Source organism: Pseudoalteromonas sp. SR43-5 (assembly GCF_014163835.1).
In the GTDB taxonomy this organism is placed as follows: Bacteria; Pseudomonadota; Gammaproteobacteria; order Enterobacterales; family Alteromonadaceae; genus Pseudoalteromonas; species Pseudoalteromonas distincta.
Genome location: NZ_JACJEA010000006.1, coordinates 93,638 through 111,415, shown reverse-complemented (window position 1 = coordinate 111,415; position 17,778 = coordinate 93,638). Strand labels below are relative to the sequence as shown.

The 17,778-nt window shown below is 39.3% G+C and carries 18 protein-coding genes; 11 read left to right on the top strand and 7 right to left on the bottom strand.

Annotated elements, in window-relative coordinates:
- Positions 1 to 45: 45 nt before the first annotated feature.
- Positions 46 to 840 carry an amino acid ABC transporter substrate-binding protein gene (locus H5090_RS05360; RefSeq protein ID WP_182695201.1) on the top strand — a complete coding sequence of 265 codons (795 nt, stop codon included), beginning with the start codon at positions 46 to 48 and terminating at the stop codon, positions 838 to 840.
- Positions 841 to 933: 93 nt separating this feature from the next.
- Positions 934 to 1,518: a thymidine kinase gene (locus H5090_RS05355; RefSeq protein ID WP_154902930.1), complete on the top strand. Its 585-nt coding sequence runs from the start codon at positions 934 to 936 to the stop codon at positions 1,516 to 1,518.
- Here H5090_RS05355 and ltaE read toward each other — a convergent pair.
- Together ltaE and rlmF are read right to left on the bottom strand one after the other, a co-directional pair.
- A complete protein-coding gene (gene ltaE / locus H5090_RS05350; RefSeq protein ID WP_154902929.1) occupies positions 1,501 to 2,505 on the bottom strand; it encodes a low-specificity L-threonine aldolase in 1,005 nt (334 codons plus the stop codon). The two genes, H5090_RS05355 and ltaE, sit on opposite strands and share 18 nt — an antisense overlap.
- Before the next feature lie 40 nt (positions 2,506 to 2,545).
- Entirely contained in the window at positions 2,546 to 3,478 is a 933-nt protein-coding gene (gene rlmF, locus H5090_RS05345) for a 23S rRNA (adenine(1618)-N(6))-methyltransferase RlmF (protein ID WP_182695200.1), read from the bottom strand.
- Between the two features lie 128 nt (positions 3,479 to 3,606).
- On the opposite strand from rlmF, the gene H5090_RS05340 reads away from it, so the two are divergent.
- Entirely contained in the window at positions 3,607 to 4,509 is a 903-nt protein-coding gene (locus H5090_RS05340; protein ID WP_182695199.1) for an alpha/beta fold hydrolase, read from the top strand.
- Between the two features lie 349 nt (positions 4,510 to 4,858).
- Here H5090_RS05340 and H5090_RS05335 read toward each other — a convergent pair whose 3' ends face one another.
- The 3 genes from H5090_RS05335 to H5090_RS05325 all read right to left on the bottom strand — a co-directional run bounded on the left by H5090_RS05335 (position 4,859) and on the right by H5090_RS05325 (position 9,615).
- On the bottom strand, positions 4,859 to 6,292 hold the full coding sequence (locus tag H5090_RS05335) for a sulfotransferase (protein ID WP_182695198.1): 1,434 nt from the start codon (positions 6,290 to 6,292) through the stop codon (positions 4,859 to 4,861).
- Positions 6,293 to 6,541: 249 nt separating this feature from the next.
- Positions 6,542 to 9,124 carry a TonB-dependent siderophore receptor gene (locus H5090_RS05330; protein WP_039488458.1) on the bottom strand — a complete coding sequence of 861 codons (2,583 nt, stop codon included), beginning with the start codon at positions 9,122 to 9,124 and terminating at the stop codon, positions 6,542 to 6,544.
- A 317-nt stretch (positions 9,125 to 9,441) separates the two neighbouring features.
- A complete protein-coding gene (locus H5090_RS05325) occupies positions 9,442 to 9,615 on the bottom strand; it encodes an oxidoreductase-like domain-containing protein (protein ID WP_154902924.1) in 174 nt (57 codons plus the stop codon).
- 103 nt (positions 9,616 to 9,718) lie between these two features.
- On the opposite strand from H5090_RS05325, the gene H5090_RS05320 reads away from it, so the two are divergent.
- Both H5090_RS05320 and H5090_RS05315 read left to right on the top strand, forming a co-directional pair.
- Positions 9,719 to 10,141 carry a hypothetical protein gene (locus H5090_RS05320; RefSeq protein WP_002959004.1) on the top strand — a complete coding sequence of 141 codons (423 nt, stop codon included), beginning with the start codon at positions 9,719 to 9,721 and terminating at the stop codon, positions 10,139 to 10,141.
- 87 nt (positions 10,142 to 10,228) lie between these two features.
- On the top strand, positions 10,229 to 11,593 hold the full coding sequence (locus H5090_RS05315) for a M17 family metallopeptidase (RefSeq protein WP_154902923.1): 1,365 nt from the start codon (positions 10,229 to 10,231) through the stop codon (positions 11,591 to 11,593).
- Positions 11,594 to 11,632: 39 nt separating this feature from the next.
- Here H5090_RS05315 and H5090_RS05310 read toward each other — a convergent pair whose 3' ends face one another.
- Positions 11,633 to 12,019 (bottom strand): VOC family protein, encoded by a 387-nt coding sequence (locus H5090_RS05310; protein ID WP_002959006.1) that lies wholly within the window; start codon positions 12,017 to 12,019, stop codon positions 11,633 to 11,635.
- Between the two features lie 70 nt (positions 12,020 to 12,089).
- A complete protein-coding gene (locus H5090_RS05305) occupies positions 12,090 to 13,169 on the bottom strand; it encodes a ketoacyl-ACP synthase III (protein ID WP_182695197.1) in 1,080 nt (359 codons plus the stop codon).
- A 153-nt stretch (positions 13,170 to 13,322) separates the two neighbouring features.
- Between H5090_RS05305 and H5090_RS05300 the strand changes: the two genes are divergently transcribed.
- The 6 genes from H5090_RS05300 to H5090_RS05275 all read left to right on the top strand — a co-directional run bounded on the left by H5090_RS05300 (position 13,323) and on the right by H5090_RS05275 (position 17,701).
- Complete coding sequence (locus tag H5090_RS05300; protein WP_154902921.1) at positions 13,323 to 14,630, top strand: amidohydrolase family protein; 1,308 nt, start codon at positions 13,323 to 13,325, stop codon at positions 14,628 to 14,630.
- 8 nt (positions 14,631 to 14,638) lie between these two features.
- Entirely contained in the window at positions 14,639 to 15,043 is a 405-nt protein-coding gene (locus tag H5090_RS05295) for a DUF4440 domain-containing protein (RefSeq protein ID WP_024595765.1), read from the top strand.
- 61 nt (positions 15,044 to 15,104) lie between these two features.
- Complete coding sequence (locus tag H5090_RS05290; protein ID WP_182695196.1) at positions 15,105 to 16,346, top strand: sensor histidine kinase; 1,242 nt, start codon at positions 15,105 to 15,107, stop codon at positions 16,344 to 16,346.
- Positions 16,343 to 16,870, top strand: a complete 528-nt coding sequence (locus tag H5090_RS05285; protein WP_154902919.1) for a response regulator transcription factor — start codon at positions 16,343 to 16,345, stop codon at positions 16,868 to 16,870. Before H5090_RS05290 ends, H5090_RS05285 begins: the two co-directional genes overlap by 4 nt.
- 27 nt (positions 16,871 to 16,897) lie before the next feature.
- Positions 16,898 to 17,320: a thiol-disulfide oxidoreductase DCC family protein gene (locus tag H5090_RS05280; protein ID WP_182695195.1), complete on the top strand. Its 423-nt coding sequence runs from the start codon at positions 16,898 to 16,900 to the stop codon at positions 17,318 to 17,320.
- A gap of 102 nt (positions 17,321 to 17,422) precedes the next feature.
- On the top strand, positions 17,423 to 17,701 hold the full coding sequence (locus H5090_RS05275; protein WP_002959014.1) for a peptidylprolyl isomerase: 279 nt from the start codon (positions 17,423 to 17,425) through the stop codon (positions 17,699 to 17,701).
- The last annotated feature ends 77 nt before the right edge of the window (positions 17,702 to 17,778 follow it).

Sequence of the window (17,778 nt, the reverse complement as noted above, 5' to 3'; positions counted from 1 at the left end):
CTTAACTCAACCTATAATTTAAATAATCAACTAATAATAATTATTATGCGTATTAATAGCTTAGTTTACTTTTTTATTGCCAGTTTAATGTTTACCGCTACTGCGTTTAGCAAGCCGCAAAGTCTCGTGTTTTGTTACGAAGACAAAAATATAGCACCCATGTTTTTAGGTGATGGCCAAAATATACCAACAGATAAACCTGGTGCATCAATCGAAATACTTCAACAACTTGATTTAGCATTGCCCAATGTAGCAATATCATTTGTTAGAAAGCCATGGCGTAGATGCTTAAACGATTTAGAATTTAATCGAGTTAATGCTGTTATTGCAAGTTACCGCAAAGGGCGAGAAAACGTTGCTGTTTACCCTGTTGATGAGCAAGGTAAGTTACAAGATGACTACGCAGTAAGTGAATTTGGCAGCTGCCTTATAGGGCGTTATAAATTTCATAAGGAATGGGAGACTCGTGAAGTATTTCAAAATAAAGCATTTACGATAGCTATTCCTAATGGTTATGGGCTAAATAGCGCGTTAAAAGAAGAACCATTTTTTATTCATAATACGTTTTCTAAAAGCAAAGCTTTTGAGTTGCTAGATAAGGGGGTAGTGCAGGCGAGCGTTGATCTATGCCAAGTAGACGGCTTAAAAGTGTCGAGTTATCCGTATGAGGGTAATAATGTTAAACCTATTTATCCCCCTTACGAAACCAGCCATGGTTACCTTGTATTTTCAAAAAAATTCTATGAAGAAAATAATGCTCTAAGCTTGCAAATGTGGCAGTGGTTATCAAAATTTGAAAGTGCACCTGTGTATATTAAATACTTACAAACACTTAAATAAACAGGCCCTGACAAAATAAAATTCGCGTTTGTAAATTGGTATTAATTTAATATTAAGGTAGCATAAGCGCACTTTTTATAAAATGGCACCACAATGGCTCAATTATACTTTTACTACTCTGCAATGAATGCAGGTAAATCAACCACGTTATTACAATCTGCATTTAATTATAAAGAACGTGGCATGGAACCTGTGATCCTGACTGCTGCCATTGATGATAGACAAGGCGTGGGTAAAGTATCGTCTCGTATTGGCTTGCAAGCAGATGCGCATGTATTTGATGCTAGCAAAGATGTTTTTGATCTTATTCAATCACTCAACAATGATAAAAAACGCCATTGTGTGTTAGTTGACGAGTGCCAATTTTTATCAAAAGAACAAGTAATGCAATTAACCGATGTGGTTGATGAACTCGGTATACCTGTATTGTGTTATGGCCTGCGTAACGACTTTAGAGGCGAGCTATTTATAGGGTCGCAATATTTGCTTGCGTGGGCTGATAAGTTAGTTGAGCTTAAAACTGTTTGCCACTGTGGACGTAAAGCAAACCATGTACTGCGTACTGATGAAAATGGCGAAGCAATAGCCGATGGTAACCAAGTAGAAATTGGCGGCAATGACCGATATGTTTCGGTATGCCGCAAACATTATAAAGCCGCGTTAAATATGGGCCGATAAAGCATTTAAAAATGTATCAATATCTTCGCGGGTTATATCTAAATGCGTAACTAGCCTAAGCTGCTTGCTTGGGCTAAATAATATGCCTTGTTGTTTAAGCGCTTCAGCAATATCTTTAATATTTATACTGCTACTGTATGTTGCGTAAACCATATTAGTGGTGTTAGTCATATCGACAGTAAAGCCACTGATTTCACTTAATTGTTGAGCCAAATAACGTGCATTTTCATGATCGTCTTTTAAGCGCTCTACATTGTGCTCAAGTGCAAATTGTCCAGCGGCTGCAAGCATTCCGGCTTGGCGCATACCGCCACCAAGTACTTTTCTCCATCGTCTTGCTTTATTAATAAGTGCTGGTGAGCCTAATAATAAAGAGCCTACGGGCGCCCCCAAACCTTTAGATAAACAAATAGAAACTGAGTCAAAGTGCTTTGTAATTTCAGTGATATCAACTTTTAGCTCAACAGCGGCATTAAAAGCACGTGCGCCGTCTAAGTGCAGCGCTAAACTATGCGTATTAACAAAGTCACGTGCTTGGGCTAAGTACTCAATCGGGAGTACTTTTCCGCCAATGGTATTTTCTAAGCTGAGCAATCGCGTTTTTGCAAAATGGCAATCGTCTGGTTTTATAGCCGTCGCTATTTTACTAAAAGGTATACTGCCATCAGCATCGTTTTCAATAGGCTGTGGTTGCACAGACCCTAAAACAGCTGCGCCACCACCTTCAAACTTATAATTGTGAGCATTTTGGCCACAAATGTATTCGTCACCTCGCTCACAGTGCGCCATTAACGCAAGTAAGTTGGCTTGTGTGCCTGAGCTACAATAAAGTGCGGCTTCAAAATTAAAACGCTTACACGCATAGGCTTCTAGTTGGTTAACGCTTTCATCATCACCATATACATCGTCACCAACCGGTGCGTTGTACATAATATCGCGCATTTCTTTTGTTGGTTTTGTAACTGTATCTGAGCGAAAATCTATCATGATTGCCTTATCCTTTTTATTATTTTTAATAAAATTGGTATTAATCAAGCTCGCTACAAATTTGCTCACGAGTGTCTTTATCAAAGTAGGTCCATGCAATAAAGCGGCTAATTTTTTGACCTTGTGCCATATCAACAATTTTATACTGTGCTATTGGGTGAGCTTTTAATACTTCTTCAAGGGCTGCAATATTATCTTTTTTAGAGACTAACGACGTAAACCACAGTACTTGCTCTGCAAAGTCTTCGCTTTCTTTAATCATATTAAAGATAAACTGTACTTCACCGCCTTCGCACCACAATTCATTATTATGACCACCAAAATTAAGCGTGCTACTGGGTGTTTTTCCTAAGTTTTTCCATTTACGTTCACTGCCTTTACTTGCCTCTTCTTCACTTGCATGAAACGGAGGGTTACAGAGCGTTAAATGGTATAGATCTTTTTGATTTATAACGCCTTCAAAAATATGTGATGCGTTTTTTTGTTGTTTTAGGGTTATTTTTAAACCATTAAACTGGGCTATTTGCTTTGCTATTTTCACCGAGGCTGTATCAATATCAGTCCCAGTAAAATGCCATTTATATTCACTTGTACCAGTAAGCGGATAAACTAAGTTAGCGCCAGTGCCAATATCAAGCACTTTAATTTGCTTACCTAAAGGTATTTGTTGTTGATTATCATCACTTAATAGGTCGGCCAAGTAGTGAATGTAGTCAACACGCCCAGGTATAGGTGGGCATAAGTTGTGCTCGGGAATATCCCAAAAATCAATATTATAATGTGCTTTTAAAAGAGCTTGATTGAGTGTTTTAACAGCCTTGTTGTCACTAAAATCAATGCTTTTAGTCCCTGCAGGTGTGGTTATAACAAAGGGCAGTAGAGCAGGATGCTCTGTTGTTAATAAATCGAAGTCGTACCCATTTTTATGTAGGTTACGAGGGTGTAATTTTGAACGTGCTTTATTTTCTTTCATGGCTTCATTTTAACAGCAGATATGATGTGGTGATTGTAACAAATGCTGATGAGTAAAGTGCAGACATTTCCTTTGGTATATTTAATATTACTGGTAGGATGAGTTGAAAATAATAAAAAGGAATAACTGTGGCAATTTCTCAGCAATCAATAATTATTAATGTAGCTGATCAGCAAACACTTCATTTACGCCGTATTAGCAATGAAGATCAGCAAGGGCCTATCGTATTTTTTATGCATGGAGCAATAGAAAACGGTAAGATTTTTTACACGCACTCTAATAAAGGACTTGCCCCTTTTTTAGCTGAGCATGGGTATAGATGTTATGTGGCTGATTTACGTGGCCGAGGTGATAGCAAGCCAATCATTTCGAGCGAGTCCGAATATGGACAAACTGAGTCTATCCTAGAAGACATCCCTGCCTTTATTAAGCAAATAGAGTTGATTGAAGGCAAAAAGCCAGACTACTGGGTTGCTCACTCTTGGGGCGGGGTATTGATGAACAGCGCGTTTGCACGTTTTCCAGAATATATTAACGACGTTAAAGCATGTGTGTATTTTGGCTCTAAGCGTTCTTTATTTAATAATCATCCTCAAAAATTATTACAAGCCAATTTAATTTGGTATTTTATGGCGCCTTTACTTGCTAAAAAACATGGCTATTTAAATGCTAAAGGTTATAAGTGGGGCAGCGATAACGAAACTCAAAAGTCGCATTATCAAAGTATGCAATGGGCTAAAAAGAAGCCATGGATAGATTCTGATGATAATTTTGATTATGCAAAAGCGCTAAACAACCTGCATTTACCGCCAACGCTTCATATTGCTGCGGTAAAAGATAAAGCATTAGCGCAACCAATCGATATTCAAAAATTTATGGACGAATCGGGGCTAGGCATTCAACAAATGCAAATTTACGGTCGTAAACACGGGCATAATTTTGATTACGATCATATTAATATGCTTACCCACCCAAGTGCGCGTGATGATCAATTTAAAGATTTACTTAATTGGTTTAAAGCACATCCGTAAGGGCCTGTTGACCTTCCAGGATTAAAATTTGTTCAATCCAAGGAAGATTTAATCACGGCGCGAAGTTTGTAACCTAGTGGGCTCGGTAACTGCTCCTGCGTTCCCCTACTGGCTTACATCCATAAAAACCGAGCAAAGCTTGCGCGTCCTGCTCACGCACCTTACCTACATCCAGTAGGCAACAAAGAGTTAATCGTCCCTAGAGAGAACCCAAAGGGCAGTGGATGTTTGGTCTTTATGCTGCGTTATCGCCTATTTATGGGGAACAACCACACTACATAGGCTCTGCCTTGCCTAAATACCAAACAGCCTACTGCAAATTTAACCTCGAAAGATAAACAGGCCCTAATTAATTCTCATCAAGTAACTTTAGAAGAGGTGTTTTGTAACGCTCCCACTTAGCGATTGCGGCATTATTAATAGGTTGGCGAATAGCATGTTTACTCAAGGTCGTTACCGGTGTTTTTTGTTTATAAAACGCTAAGCAGCGCTCTTCAAAACTACAGTTTAAAAAACCAAGTAACTGCGTTAGCTGCTCTTTTGGGTTACTCACTAAATCTTCGTAACTGACATCATAAATTGGCATCTCTTTAAAAGAGTGCCAATGGCTCATCAGTTTTTTATACAACTTATGATAAAGCTTAAACTCAGGTAGTGAGCAAAAGTAAGGCTCGTTTTCAGCAAAGTAATTAGTGAAGATAGAAAATGCGGTGGCATTAAAATCACGACTTAAATTTATAAATTTAGCATTTGGAAATAGAATATATATAAGTCCGAGCGACTGATAATTACTCGGCAGTTTATTTATTATAAAAGGTCTGATGGGCGATGCTGTTTTTAATGTTGTGATATACAGCTCGCGGGCTTTTTTGATTAAATCCGGCGTTAAATGTGCTAAACATTGCGGGTAAGTCACTCCCGTTTTTTGTTCGATAAAAGCAACTGCGTTATTACTAATACTCGTGCTCTCTCCTAGGCTCGAAAACTGACTATGGCTTGCCAACATTTGCTCCGCAAGGGTAGAGCCACTACGAGGCATGCCAATAATAAATACAGGCGTGATATTACCCGTAAATTTTTTATCGGCAGAGGCTATAAACTCCTCGGTGTTGTATTTTATTATTTCATCGTAAAAAGGGATTAAATCTCTAGTGTTAAATTCACTTAATTTTTTTTGTAATTTATTCGCCAATATAAAATAATTAAATGCTTGCTCGGTATCCTCAAGTGCATCGTAACTGTTTGCTAATGCGTAGTAACACACCATTTTTAAACGTAAATTACTCGTTTGAGTTAATAAGTGGTGCAAATTACTTACATAATTATGTTCTTTATCAAAGCGACCTAATTGTACAAGTTCAAATAAAATATAGGCTGTTACAGGGTATACACCAATGCTGAGTGCATGAGCAAAAGTTGTATGAGCTTTATCTAACTCGCCATGTGTTAAATAGTGCTGTGCTAAGTAATAATGAGGTTCTGGATTATGACTTGCTAATTTTTTTGCGTATTCAAGCACCGTTAGCGCATCGTTTGGCGAATGAACACCGTTAAAAGCATCAGCAAGGGCATGTAATGGTTCAAGCATATGAGGCAAGCGCTCACAGGCTTTTTGGAGTAGGTATACAGCAGCGTCGTAACGTTCTAGTCGTAAGGCAATTCTGCCTAAGCCAAATAAAGCCTCACCATTTTCAGGGTTACTATTTAAAATTGCTTTAAAATGGAACTCGGCTTCTTTGAGTTTATTTTGTTGCAGTAGTTGGTTGGCTTTTTCAAGTAGCATAGTTATACCAATTTTATTAAAAAATAATCATTCTATCGCATTAAATAGCGTACTCACTGCGTTAAAAATTATTCATATAGAGCAACTATATATCATAGTTTTCGCCTTGTTATTACGCTATTTTCTGAGCGCTATAATAGAACACTTATTCAATGCAATTGGTATTGTTCATTATTATTTTTATTAACTATAAAATTAAAAAGGCGAAATGTCTTTAACATTTCGCCTTTGGTTCTTCATGAAAATAGTTTAAAAAGTATATGTTGCTTTAGCGTAGTAAAAGCCACCGTTAATACCAAACGGAGATGTTTCGTAGAACTGACCACCCCAGTTGTTATTAGGGATGCCTGTTGCATCTGCAAAATCAAGTTTTTCAGCATCTTGGTCGAATAAGTTTTGAGCACCTACTGAGAAGCTAACTGATTCATTTAAGAAGTAAGTTACTTCAGCATCAATAGTGACTGCAGCATCTGCTGTTTTAGCTGTTGCATCATAATCAACGTGAACACCTTGGTATTCGCCGTAGTAGTTTGCACGAGCAAATGCAGAAACTGATTCCCATTGTTGAGACAATGTGAACGTTGCACGATGATTAGGTAAATCTTCTTCTAAACGCTTAACTTTAAACGCACCTGTAATTTCACTAAATTTAGTTACTTCAGTATCATTCCAGTTATATGCAAGGCTAAATGTAGAGCTACCGCCCATTAATTCGGCTGTATAGTTTGCAACTAAATCGATACCTTGTGTTGTTGTGTCAAAGTCGTTTGTAAAAAAGCTTACTTGAGCAAGACCTTGTACATTAGGTACTCCTGCTGCTGCAAGGGTATCTTTGTCTGCTTGGCTTAAGTTGATTTTATCTGATTGGCTAATACGGTCATCTACTTGGATGTTGTAGTAATCAAGCGTTAAAAATAATTCGCCAATTGTGTATACAGCACCAAGCGTATAACTTTGTGATTCTTCCGGCTCAAGCTCTGTACCACCTAATTGCACTGCAATTGGGTTTGTTGGTGGAAGAAGCGCTGAATCTTGTAATACACCGCCATCTAAACTTGTTTGTACATTACTTACGTTAGCTTGACCAACCGTTGGTGCACGGAAACCACTGCTTACAGAACCACGCACGTTTAAGTCTTCAGTTAAATGGTATTGAGCCATTACTTTGTAGTTAGTGGTAGTGCCAAAGCTGTCGTAGTCTTCAAATCGAAGTGCTACGCCCATTAAAAAGTCTTCAGTAAACGGTGCTTCAACATCAACATATGCTGCATAGTTACGGCGAGAAAATTCACCCGCTTGTGATGGTTTAAAACCAGGAAAGCCGTTAGAGCCAATACCAAAGCCTTGTTCTGTTAAAGGGCCTGCTGTGTAAGATGCTTCATCACCAGAGACGATAGTAAATGTTTCTTCATGCCACTCAAAACCACCGGCAATGTTTACATCATAAGCTAAACCAAAGTCGATACCTTTTGATAAATCAAAGTTAAAGTTTTTCTCTAGCTGTTCGTATTTACCCGGGCTGAAGTCTCGTGGTGTATCTGCACCTAAAGAGGCATTAACCGTGTCGTAAATAAAGTAACGTGATTCATTTAAGCCAACAGTACCGCTTAAGTCATAGTAAGTATCTTTTAAGAAGCCACCAGTGAATCGACCTTTAGTACCAATAGTTAAAGAAGTATCAGTAATGTTGCCGCCAAAGTTAGGTGTAAAGCCACCTGGAAGCATCTCATTAAAGGCAAAACAATCTGGGTTGTTTGCTACACCATTTATGTAAGCAGGATCATCTAGTACATTGCCGTCTGTTATTGTGATAGTTGGACAGTTAGCACTCATATCAGGTGTTGTGTCGGCAACAAGTAATGTTTCGCCACCATCATTTGAGTAAACACCAGAACGAGTTTGCGGATTACGGTAATAAAAACCGCCACGTACATCACGTTCAGAGTAGTTACCAAACATGTAAAATTCAGAGTCGTTTGTTAGCTCTAAACCCACATTACCAAAAATAGTAATATCGTCATCTACTTCTGGTGCACCCCATACTTGTGCAAGAGAAGATACATCAGGCACACCGGCAGCTGAAAGTGCTGCAGCATCGGCACGTTGAACTGAACGGCTTGTTGCATCAGCTGTTTTATATTGAAAGCTTAAATTAGCAAAACCATTGTCGGTAAACGGTAAACCTACGTTACCCGACACTTGTGTTGTATCGCCATCACCTTCATAAAATTGACCATGGCGGATTTCTAATTTACCACCTTCTGAAGCGTCTTTTAGTTGGAAATTCATTACACCGGCGATTGCATCAGAACCATACTGCGCAGCCGCGCCATCGCGAAGTACTTCTACTTGTTTAATCGCAATGCTTGGAATAACTGAAATATCTGCGCCTTGCGCGCCATCGTTAATACCACCGCCTAAAAATGCGATTACAGAAGCACGGTGACGACGTTTGCCGTTTAAAAGAACCAATGTGCTGTCTGACGGTAAACCACGTAAGTTAGCTGGACGAACAAGAGAAGCTGCATCACTGATAGGGTTTTGGTGTACGTTAAACGATGGTACTGCACCTTTTAAAAGTTCAAGCATGTCAGTGTTACCTGACTTTTCAAGCTCTTCGCCGCCAATAATGTCGATTGGAACCGGTGAGTCACCTATTGAACGAGGAGCTGAACGCGTACCTACTACGGCAATTTTCTCAACGTTTTTATTTACTTTAGTTTGTTCCTGCTCGTCTGCCGCAATAGCAGATCCAGAAATAAATAACCCTGCAGTGGTTGTAGCTAAAGCAAATTTGATTGCTTGGTTTAGCGCATTACTTTTTAATTTCATTCTAATTTTCCCCAGTTAGAATAATTCTTATTTTTGATGTGAATTTCACATCATTTGTTTTTAACTTAATTTTTTGTTTCACATAAGTTTGAGGTTTTAGCTCAAAAGCCTAATCAATTAAGCTTACTTTTTGTGAAGTCCTATCTACAGACTATAGATAAAAAACAGGAAGGGCAATTACTAATTAACCGTTTGATAACAAAAAGATTCAATTTAAGAAAAAATGCAACAGTGGTGCAAAGTAAAACTAAAATGAACTAAATAAGTGCAAGTAAGGCTGTTGAGGGGAATATTAATGCGCTAACTGCATTTAAATGTTATTTATTTGTATCTTTTTTTGTGGGGTTTTCAATGTTTTGTGCGTACCGCCAAGCTGCTAATTTTTCTTTGTATTCATCCCATACGCAGGGACAGCAACTGCCACCACCGCAACATTCATCCGATTTTGGTTTTTCAGGTTTTTGCGGTAATTGATTTGTTATATTCTGCATTGTTGTATGTATTTAATACTAATTTGGTGCAAAGGGTAAGTTAAAGGGTGTTGAAAGTAAATTATTCTTTGTGAACCTGTGCTGCTGTGTGAAAATAAAAGTTATGCGATTATATAAAGTTATTCACCGTGCACCTTGGCGGGTAGTTAAAATTAGTAAAAAACGCCAACAGCTGCGTTTTCGCCGTGCTATGGTGGCGCTTAAAATCGCACTCGCCCAAGAAAAACAAGAAACTAAAGAAATGCTCTCTATTTATAGGCGTTACACTCAAGGCCACACAAGTAAAGAAGAGTTAAAACGCGCAAATGAGCAATTTGTTGATATTTTAAAAGGGTTAGGGCTCGGTGTATTTGCTGTATTACCTTTTGCTCCGCTTACAATTCCTTTAGTTGTTAAATTAGGGAGTTTGGTAGGAGTTGATGTACTGCCAAGTTCGTTTAATATGAACAAATCTATTAAAGAACTAGATGCTAAAATAGATCAAGAAAATCAAAAGCAAGAATCTAAAAATAGCTTAAAAAAGTAGCTAAAATCCCTTCAAATTAGCGATACCTTTTAGGTGCGCTTATTGATATGCTCTTAAGTACCATTTTTATATTATATGAGCTTTTTAATGAGTGCATTACTACGTCATACATCTTCTGGTATTCCTTTATCTTTTATTCTTAAAAACGAATTATCTGACTGGCAAGCACAGCAGCCTGCATTTATACAAAATTGGTTAACTAATACAGGTTTTGAAAAGCAAGGTGTTGCTTTAATTCCTGATGCTAAAACGGGCGAGTTAAGCCAGGTATTTTGTCTAATGCAAAGCAGCGATGATTTTTGGGCTGCGGGTAATTTAGCAAATACACTTCCTACAGGTACTTATCAAATTCAAGGCGACAGCGCTTTTGTAGAGCAGGTTGCTTTAGGGTTTGTACTTGGTGGTTACGAATTTAGTGAATATAAAGAAAAGCCAACGGCAAAGGCGCAATTAGCCATTAGCGATAAAGCGTTATATGAGCGCATTAGCCAACAAGCTGATGCCATTACACTTGCACGTGATTTAGTTAATACTCCAGCGGTAGATATGATGCCGCAACATTTATCGCAAGTTATGGAAGATTTAGCTGCAACTTACAATGGCGAATTTTCACAGTGGGTTGGCGATGAGTTACTAGAGCAAAACTACCCGACTATTCATATGGTGGGTCGTGCAAGCGAAAATAAACCGCGTTTACTTGATTTAAAATGGGGCGCGACAGATGCTCCATTAATTACGCTAGTCGGTAAGGGCGTATGTTTTGACTCAGGCGGACTTGATTTAAAACCAAGCTCTGGCATGCGTAACATGAAAAAAGATATGGGCGGCGCGGCGCACGTAATTGCACTAGCGCAGCTTATTATGGCAGCTAACTTACCAATTAGATTACGTGTACTTGTACCAGCGGTTGAAAATGCAGTATCGCGCAATGCATTTCGCCCAGGCGATGTTATTAAAACGCGCAAAGGTATTATGGTCGAAATTGATAATACCGACGCTGAAGGTCGCTTAGTATTATGTGATGCATTAAGCGAAGCGCAAAACGATAATCCTGAGCTAATTATTGATTTTGCTACTCTCACGGGTGCATGCCGTGTTGCACTGGGCACGGAGCTTCCGGGCTTTTTCTCAACAGAGCGCGATGTAGCAAATGGCATTATTGACGCCGGTTTAAGTGTACATGACCCTGTTTGGCAACTTCCGTTGTTTGAGCAATACAAAAGCTTACTAAAAAGTGATGTAGCCGATATGGCAAATTGCGCAAGCACACCGTTTGGTGGTGCTATTACCGCAGCGCTTTACTTAAAAGAATTTGTTGAACCAACAACACCGTGGGTACACTTTGATGTAATGGCATGGAACTTACGTGCATTACCAGGTCGTCCAACGGGTGGTGAAGCATTAGGTATTCGTGCGGTGTTTAATTACCTACAAAATCGTTTTAATAAGTAAGTTTTTGATTCAATAGTAAAAACTTGAGCTTTATGAGCTTTAAACCTCATAAAGCTCAAGTGGCAAGTTATCTGGATCGGCAAAAAAGGTAAACTTTTTGCCGGTTATTTCATCCACTCTAATATCCTCAACTTTTACGTCGCACGACTCTAAATACGTTTTTGCAATCTGTACATCCGCTACCTTAAAAGCTAAATGTCTTAAGCCTTGTGCTTCGGGATAGCTGGGTCTTTCGGGCGAACCATCAAACGAAAATAGCTCTATTTGGCTACCATCGGGCATGGCTAAATCTAATTTATATGAATTACGATCAGCTCTAAAGTGCTCATTAATAACGTTAAGTTTAAGTACATTGCTATAAAAGTGTTTAGAACGTGCATAGTCACTACAAATTATAGCAGCGTGATGAATACCTAAAAGTTTCAAATTTAATTCCTTAAAAAGCAAAAACGCACTTAAATAAGTGCATTTTAAATGTGGCTTATTACATGTTGTGTTAGCTAGGCTCGGCTTCTTTACATGCTTTAACGGCCGGTGCTACAAGCTCTAAACCAGTTTTATCACACGGTGGTAAAGCAGCATCGCTTACACTAATAGGCGTTACACGTTCGCCCCATTTTATGTAACTTGCAGCCCACGTAAGGCCTGCACCAAATGCTGCAGACATAATGTTTGAATGCGGTTTAATTAACCCTTGCTCAACCGCTTCACATAACGCTATAGCAATAGTCGCAGCAGAGGTATTACCATACTCACCAATGTTAACCATTACTTTTTCGTCAGGTACTTTTAAGCGATGCTGAATAGCCTGAATAATACGTAAGTTAGCTTGGTGTGGAACGAGTACATTAATGTCGTCAAGGCTTAAGTTGGCCTGTTGCAGTACGTCGTCGCAGGCTTCACTCATACCTTTTACAGCACGTTTAAAAATTTCACGACCTTCAAATAATAAATCAGAAGGACCAATTGGCTCATACTTATTTAAATCGCTACCAAAGTTGGTGATGTGTAAAATATCGCGGTCTTCGCTGTCACAACCGGTTTTGGTACCAAGTAAACCAGCTGGGGTGTCGGCAGCTTCAAGTATTACTGCACCTGCGCCATCGCCAAATAAAACAGCGCTGTCGCGACGTGCCCAGTTTACGTACCAGGTCATACGTTCAGCGGCAATAACGACTGCTTTTTTAATCATACCCGCTTGAATTTGTGCTGTAGCAGCTTGCAACGCATATAAAAAGCCCGAACATGCCGCGTTTGTATCCATTGCGGCAGCGCCTGTTGCACCAATATTTTTTTGCACTTGTGAGGCGGTATTTGCCACAACAGTAGAAGGTGTACAGGTTGCTAATATCACTAAATCAATATCTTTAGGATCAATGCCTGCGCACGCAATAGCATGCTTAGCTGCAACGGTTGCCAGCTCAGCGGTACTTACATGACTCACTCGGCGAGATTTAATGCCAGTACGCGTGGTTATCCACTCGTCGGTGGTATCAACTATTTCACTAATTTCATCGTTGCTAATGCTTGCTGGTGGAATGCATTTACCCCAACCAGTGATATGTGCGTAAGGCATAGTATGTTCTCTTAAGGTGGTCTGACATGTGTTACTAATGGGGGAGTTATACCAAAAAACGGCTTTCAAGACTAGTTTATAGCATGTTTTGTATCGTAAATATTCGCAATTACAGGTTATTTAAGGTAATGCTAGTATAAAAAAGGGGCAAGTATGAAAACAACACTAATAACAACATTCACTTCAATAACGCTGGCATTAATAACAAATGGGGCTTTTGCTCAGCAGCATAAAATTATTTATGCTGGCAGTTTACTTGCATCCGAAGATCAAAAAGTAAAAACAGAGCAAACGTTAGTCATAACAGATAATACAATAACAGCCATTAAAAACGGCTACCTCACAAAAGCAGAACTTAACCTACCTGATGCCGATATTATCAATCTTAAAAATCAATTTGTAATGCCTGGTCTTATCGATATGCATGTTCACGTTACGTTTGAGCGAGATTCAAAAGCAAACCCTCACCGCTGGGCTACAGAATATGATGCCGATTATGCTTTGCGCTCAATTAAATATTTACAACGTACGCTCGATGCGGGTTTTACATCAGTGCGTGATTTAGGTAGCGATCACAAAGTAATATTTCCGCTAAAGCGCGCTATTGAGCGAAATGATATTAACGGTCCTCGTATTTTTGCAGCGGGTAATACAATATCGCCTACCGGCGGACACGCAGATATGCACGGATATCGAAAAGATATTACAGATGCGGTTACAGGCGGGATTGGTATATGTAATGGCGCGGATGATTGTAGCCGTGCGGTACGCGAGGTAATTAAAAGTGGCGCTGATGTAATTAAAGTTACTGCCACGGGTGGAGTACTAAGTAATACCGCTGCTGGGGTTAACCAACAACTTACAGATGCAGAGCTGATTGCAATTGTTGATACGGCTCACCACTTAGGGCGTAAAGTTACAGCGCATGCACACGGTATACAAGGTATAAAAGCGGCCTTAAAAGCCGGTGTGGATTCTATTGAGCATGGCTCTTATTTAGATAAAGAGGCAATAAAGTTATTTAAAAAAACGGGAGCTTATTTAGTACCGACGCTTTTAGCGGGTGCAACGGTAAGTGAAGAGGTGCTTACAAATCCAAATATGCCACCGGCAATAGCCGACAAAGTGCGTGAAGTAACTCCAAAAATGCAGGCTTCGTTTAAACTTGCACTGAAAAACAAGGTTAATATAGCTTTTGGAACAGACTCTGGGGTATCGCGTCATGGGCTTAATGCTAACGAATTTAGTTTAATGGTAAACAATGGTATGAGCGAAGCCCAAGCTATTAAATCAGCAACCATACATGCAGCTAAACTGCTGGGGCAAAGCGCACTCATTGGCGACTTGAGTGTTGGTAAACAAGCAGATATTATCAGTGTGAATGGCTCACCGCTTAAAAATATCGACGTACTTAAAAACGTGCAATTTGTTATGAAAGCTGGGCAAGTTTATAAACAATAGGGAAGGTTATGAGCAGCAAAATAAAAGTGTCGTTGTTTAATCATTTGATTGACGCTGAGCGCCAGTTACTAGACCCAGAAGTTCGCCAATCTGAGCGCGCATTAGATGCTTTACTCGATGATGAATTTATCGAAATTGCTGCCAATGGCACTACATTTAATAAATACCAAGTACTTACCCGCTTACCTACCGAGGTTGTGCCACAGTTTTATAATCAGCATTTTAAGGGCCGAATGCTGAGCGATGATGTAGTGCAACTTAGTTACCAAGCTGCTTTTAGGCGCTCTGCTCGCGCTGAGTTTAATTATTCATTGCGTATGTCGCTTTGGCGTAAAAGTAATGAACAATGGAAAATGGTGTTTCACCAAGGAACGCCTTGTGCGCCGTTTTCAATTTCGATGGATGATGATTAAAAATCATATAACCGTTAAAATAACCTTATTAAACATTTGATTGGGCAATAACCTGTTGTTAATGCGTACCGACCCCACCATTAGTCGATTATTAATGCTGCGAAGCGGCGCTATTGCCGTGCAATTAATTGCGGTACTTAGCGTTTATTTTTTACTAGAACATCAAATTGCATTACTGCCTTTACTTATTGTTATTGCCGTTGAGGCTGTGTTTCAGCTTATTAGCCTATTTGCTTATCGAAATGTAAGCCGTGCTAAACCTTTGGGTATGTTGATGCAGCTAACTGCAGACGTATTATTTTTAACGGTTTTACTATCGCTAAGCGGCGGTGCAACTAATGCATTTGTTTCGCTGTTATTGCTTCCGATAATGATAGCTGCTGTTACGCTGCGAGAAAAAGGATTAGCTTATATTGCGGTATTAGCCATTGCCGCATACAGTTTGCTACTTATAAAGATGCCCGATCACAGTATGCATCAAATGAATATGAGTGGTCATTTTATTGGCATGTGGGTTAATTTTGTTTTAAGTGCTAGCGTAATTGCACTTGTTATTGGCGCAATGAGCAGGGCACTTAAAGAGCGAGAGCGAATTATTGCAAACGTGCGTGAAAAACAATTGCGTAATGAACAGCTAGTTACCCTTGATGGGGCTGCTGCACAAATCACCCATCAACTAGCGACCCCAATTGCAAACTTACAGTTACTGTTTGAAGAGTTATTAGAAGAGCAACCAAACAACCCAATTGTTAAGCACATGCAAGCGCCGCTTACTCAGTGTAGTACGCAACTTAACGACTTTAGAAAACTCTCAGAGCAATTACGTCTTAAAAATTCACAAGAGCATACCACCGTAAAGCAACTGCAAACGCAAATTACAGATACGCTTTTACTGCAATACCCTGATCAGCACATTAAATGGATTACGCCACCTATTGCGGCAACGCTATTGAGTGATGCGATGTTATTGCCTGCTATTTTAAATTTATTGCAAAACGCCGCGCTCGCTAATCAAAAACAAGGTAAAACTCAATTAGAGCTGAGTTGGCAGCAAGATAACTTACATAGCGAATGCGTTTACTTGTTAATTCGCGATTTTGGCCCTGGCTTTTCATCATCGCAATTAGTAGAGCTTGGCGGGCAACTTATGCCAAGCGATCAGGGAATGGGGCTTGCTGTGCTTTTATCAAATGTTACTTTTGAGCGTTTAAATGGCTCACTTACCTTGTTTAACCATGCAGATGGCGGCGCTGTCGCCAAAGTTAAACTCGCTATTGTAAACATTGAGAATAACGCCTCATGAAGTTACTTATAATTGAAGACGACATTAATTTAGCCAGCACACTGGCAAGGCGCTTAACTAAACAAAGCTTTGCCTGCGAGGTGGCGCATAACCAAAGTGATGCGTTACTTGCTGCGCGTAAATTATTGCCCGACTTTGTTTTATTAGACATGAAACTAGGCGACGATAACGGACTTACACTCATAAAGCCGCTGCGTAGTTTGCTCCCCCAAGCTCATATTGTTTTACTAACCGGGTTTGCAAGTATAGCAACCGCAGTAGAGGCAATGCGTTTAGGCGCAAACGATTACCTTACTAAGCCGGTTGATATGGCAACATTATTAAAAGCGCTTAACACCGATCCTGTGTCATCGGCATCGAATGTTATTGATGATGCGGTTATGTCGCCGGAGCGCTTAGAGTGGGAGCATATTCAACAAGTATTACACAGTAATAATGGCAATGTGTCGGTTACCGCGCGGCAACTTAATATGCATAGACGTACTTTGCAGCGCAAGTTACAAAAAAAGCCAGTGCAGCAGTAATTTATTACTTAATTTAAGGAAAGTGTTATGAGCGATGATGCAGCTATATTAATGCAAAACCAAAAAATTATTTTATTTGATGCGCAATGTAAGCTTTGCAGCGCGTGGTGTAACTTTATTATTGCTCACGATACTAATACTATTTTTAAATTATGCAGCGTGCAATCTCCAAAAGGAGAACTGTTGTTAACACACTTTGGTTTTTCAACCAGTGAATACGCTTCAATGGTGCTTGTTGAAAATGGTAAAGCATTTACACAAAGCCATGCTTTTTTTAATGTTGTTAAGCAGCTAGGTTACCCATACAAACTAGCAAACGTATTTAGTATTTTGCCAAATAGGTTTAATAATTGGTTATACGATAGGGTTGCTTTAAATAGGTATTCGTTATTTGGAAAATATCAGTATTGCAGAGTACCCAACCCAGAGGATGCTAAACATTATTTATAAATTAGGCGTTAATACACTGCAGTATAAGTAGATGATAGGTTTATGAGGTTGTGCTAAAATCGCCGCGTTTAATTTTAGCTAACGGTATAAAAGGCTTTTTTCATGGCAAACACAGCACATGCACTTCACATTTTGGTTAAGCACAAAGAAATTGCAGAAGATATTATTAAGCAATTAGGTAAAGGTGCAAAGTTTCAGACCTTAGCTAAAAAGTATTCGTCATGCCCATCGGGTAAAAAAGGAGGTGACTTAGGTGAATTTAGACGCGGACAAATGGTTCCACAGTTTGACAAAATTGCATTTAAAGGCGCAATTTTAGAGCCACACCTAGTTAAAACAAAATTTGGCTGGCATGTAATTAAAGTACTTTATCGTACTTAGTTTATTTAAACTGTTTAATAATTGACGCGTCTTAGCAAGCGTCTATTTCATCACCTATCCTAAATTTACACTTTGAC

What these genes read in the sequence shown, in the direction of transcription:
- H5090_RS05280 (WP_182695195.1), top strand. Translation starts at nt 16,898, where the DNA reads ATGAGCGATGATGCAGCTATATTAATGCAAAACCAAAAAATTATTTTA.
- H5090_RS05315 (WP_154902923.1), top strand. Translation starts at nt 10,229, where the DNA reads ATGAGTGCATTACTACGTCATACATCTTCTGGTATTCCTTTATCTTTT.
- H5090_RS05360 (WP_182695201.1), top strand. Translation starts at nt 46, where the DNA reads ATGCGTATTAATAGCTTAGTTTACTTTTTTATTGCCAGTTTAATGTTT.
- H5090_RS05355 (WP_154902930.1), top strand. Translation starts at nt 934, where the DNA reads ATGGCTCAATTATACTTTTACTACTCTGCAATGAATGCAGGTAAATCA.
- H5090_RS05305 (WP_182695197.1), bottom strand. Translation starts at nt 13,169, where the DNA reads ATGCCTTACGCACATATCACTGGTTGGGGTAAATGCATTCCACCAGCA.
- H5090_RS05295 (WP_024595765.1), top strand. Translation starts at nt 14,639, where the DNA reads ATGAGCAGCAAAATAAAAGTGTCGTTGTTTAATCATTTGATTGACGCT.
- ltaE (WP_154902929.1), bottom strand. Translation starts at nt 2,505, where the DNA reads ATGATAGATTTTCGCTCAGATACAGTTACAAAACCAACAAAAGAAATG.
- H5090_RS05335 (WP_182695198.1), bottom strand. Translation starts at nt 6,292, where the DNA reads ATGCTACTTGAAAAAGCCAACCAACTACTGCAACAAAATAAACTCAAA.
- H5090_RS05320 (WP_002959004.1), top strand. Translation starts at nt 9,719, where the DNA reads ATGCGATTATATAAAGTTATTCACCGTGCACCTTGGCGGGTAGTTAAA.
- H5090_RS05275 (WP_002959014.1), top strand. Translation starts at nt 17,423, where the DNA reads ATGGCAAACACAGCACATGCACTTCACATTTTGGTTAAGCACAAAGAA.
- H5090_RS05285 (WP_154902919.1), top strand. Translation starts at nt 16,343, where the DNA reads ATGAAGTTACTTATAATTGAAGACGACATTAATTTAGCCAGCACACTG.
- rlmF (WP_182695200.1), bottom strand. Translation starts at nt 3,478, where the DNA reads ATGAAAGAAAATAAAGCACGTTCAAAATTACACCCTCGTAACCTACAT.
- H5090_RS05300 (WP_154902921.1), top strand. Translation starts at nt 13,323, where the DNA reads ATGAAAACAACACTAATAACAACATTCACTTCAATAACGCTGGCATTA.
- H5090_RS05330 (WP_039488458.1), bottom strand. Translation starts at nt 9,124, where the DNA reads ATGAAATTAAAAAGTAATGCGCTAAACCAAGCAATCAAATTTGCTTTA.
- H5090_RS05290 (WP_182695196.1), top strand. Translation starts at nt 15,105, where the DNA reads ATGCGTACCGACCCCACCATTAGTCGATTATTAATGCTGCGAAGCGGC.
- H5090_RS05325 (WP_154902924.1), bottom strand. Translation starts at nt 9,615, where the DNA reads ATGCAGAATATAACAAATCAATTACCGCAAAAACCTGAAAAACCAAAA.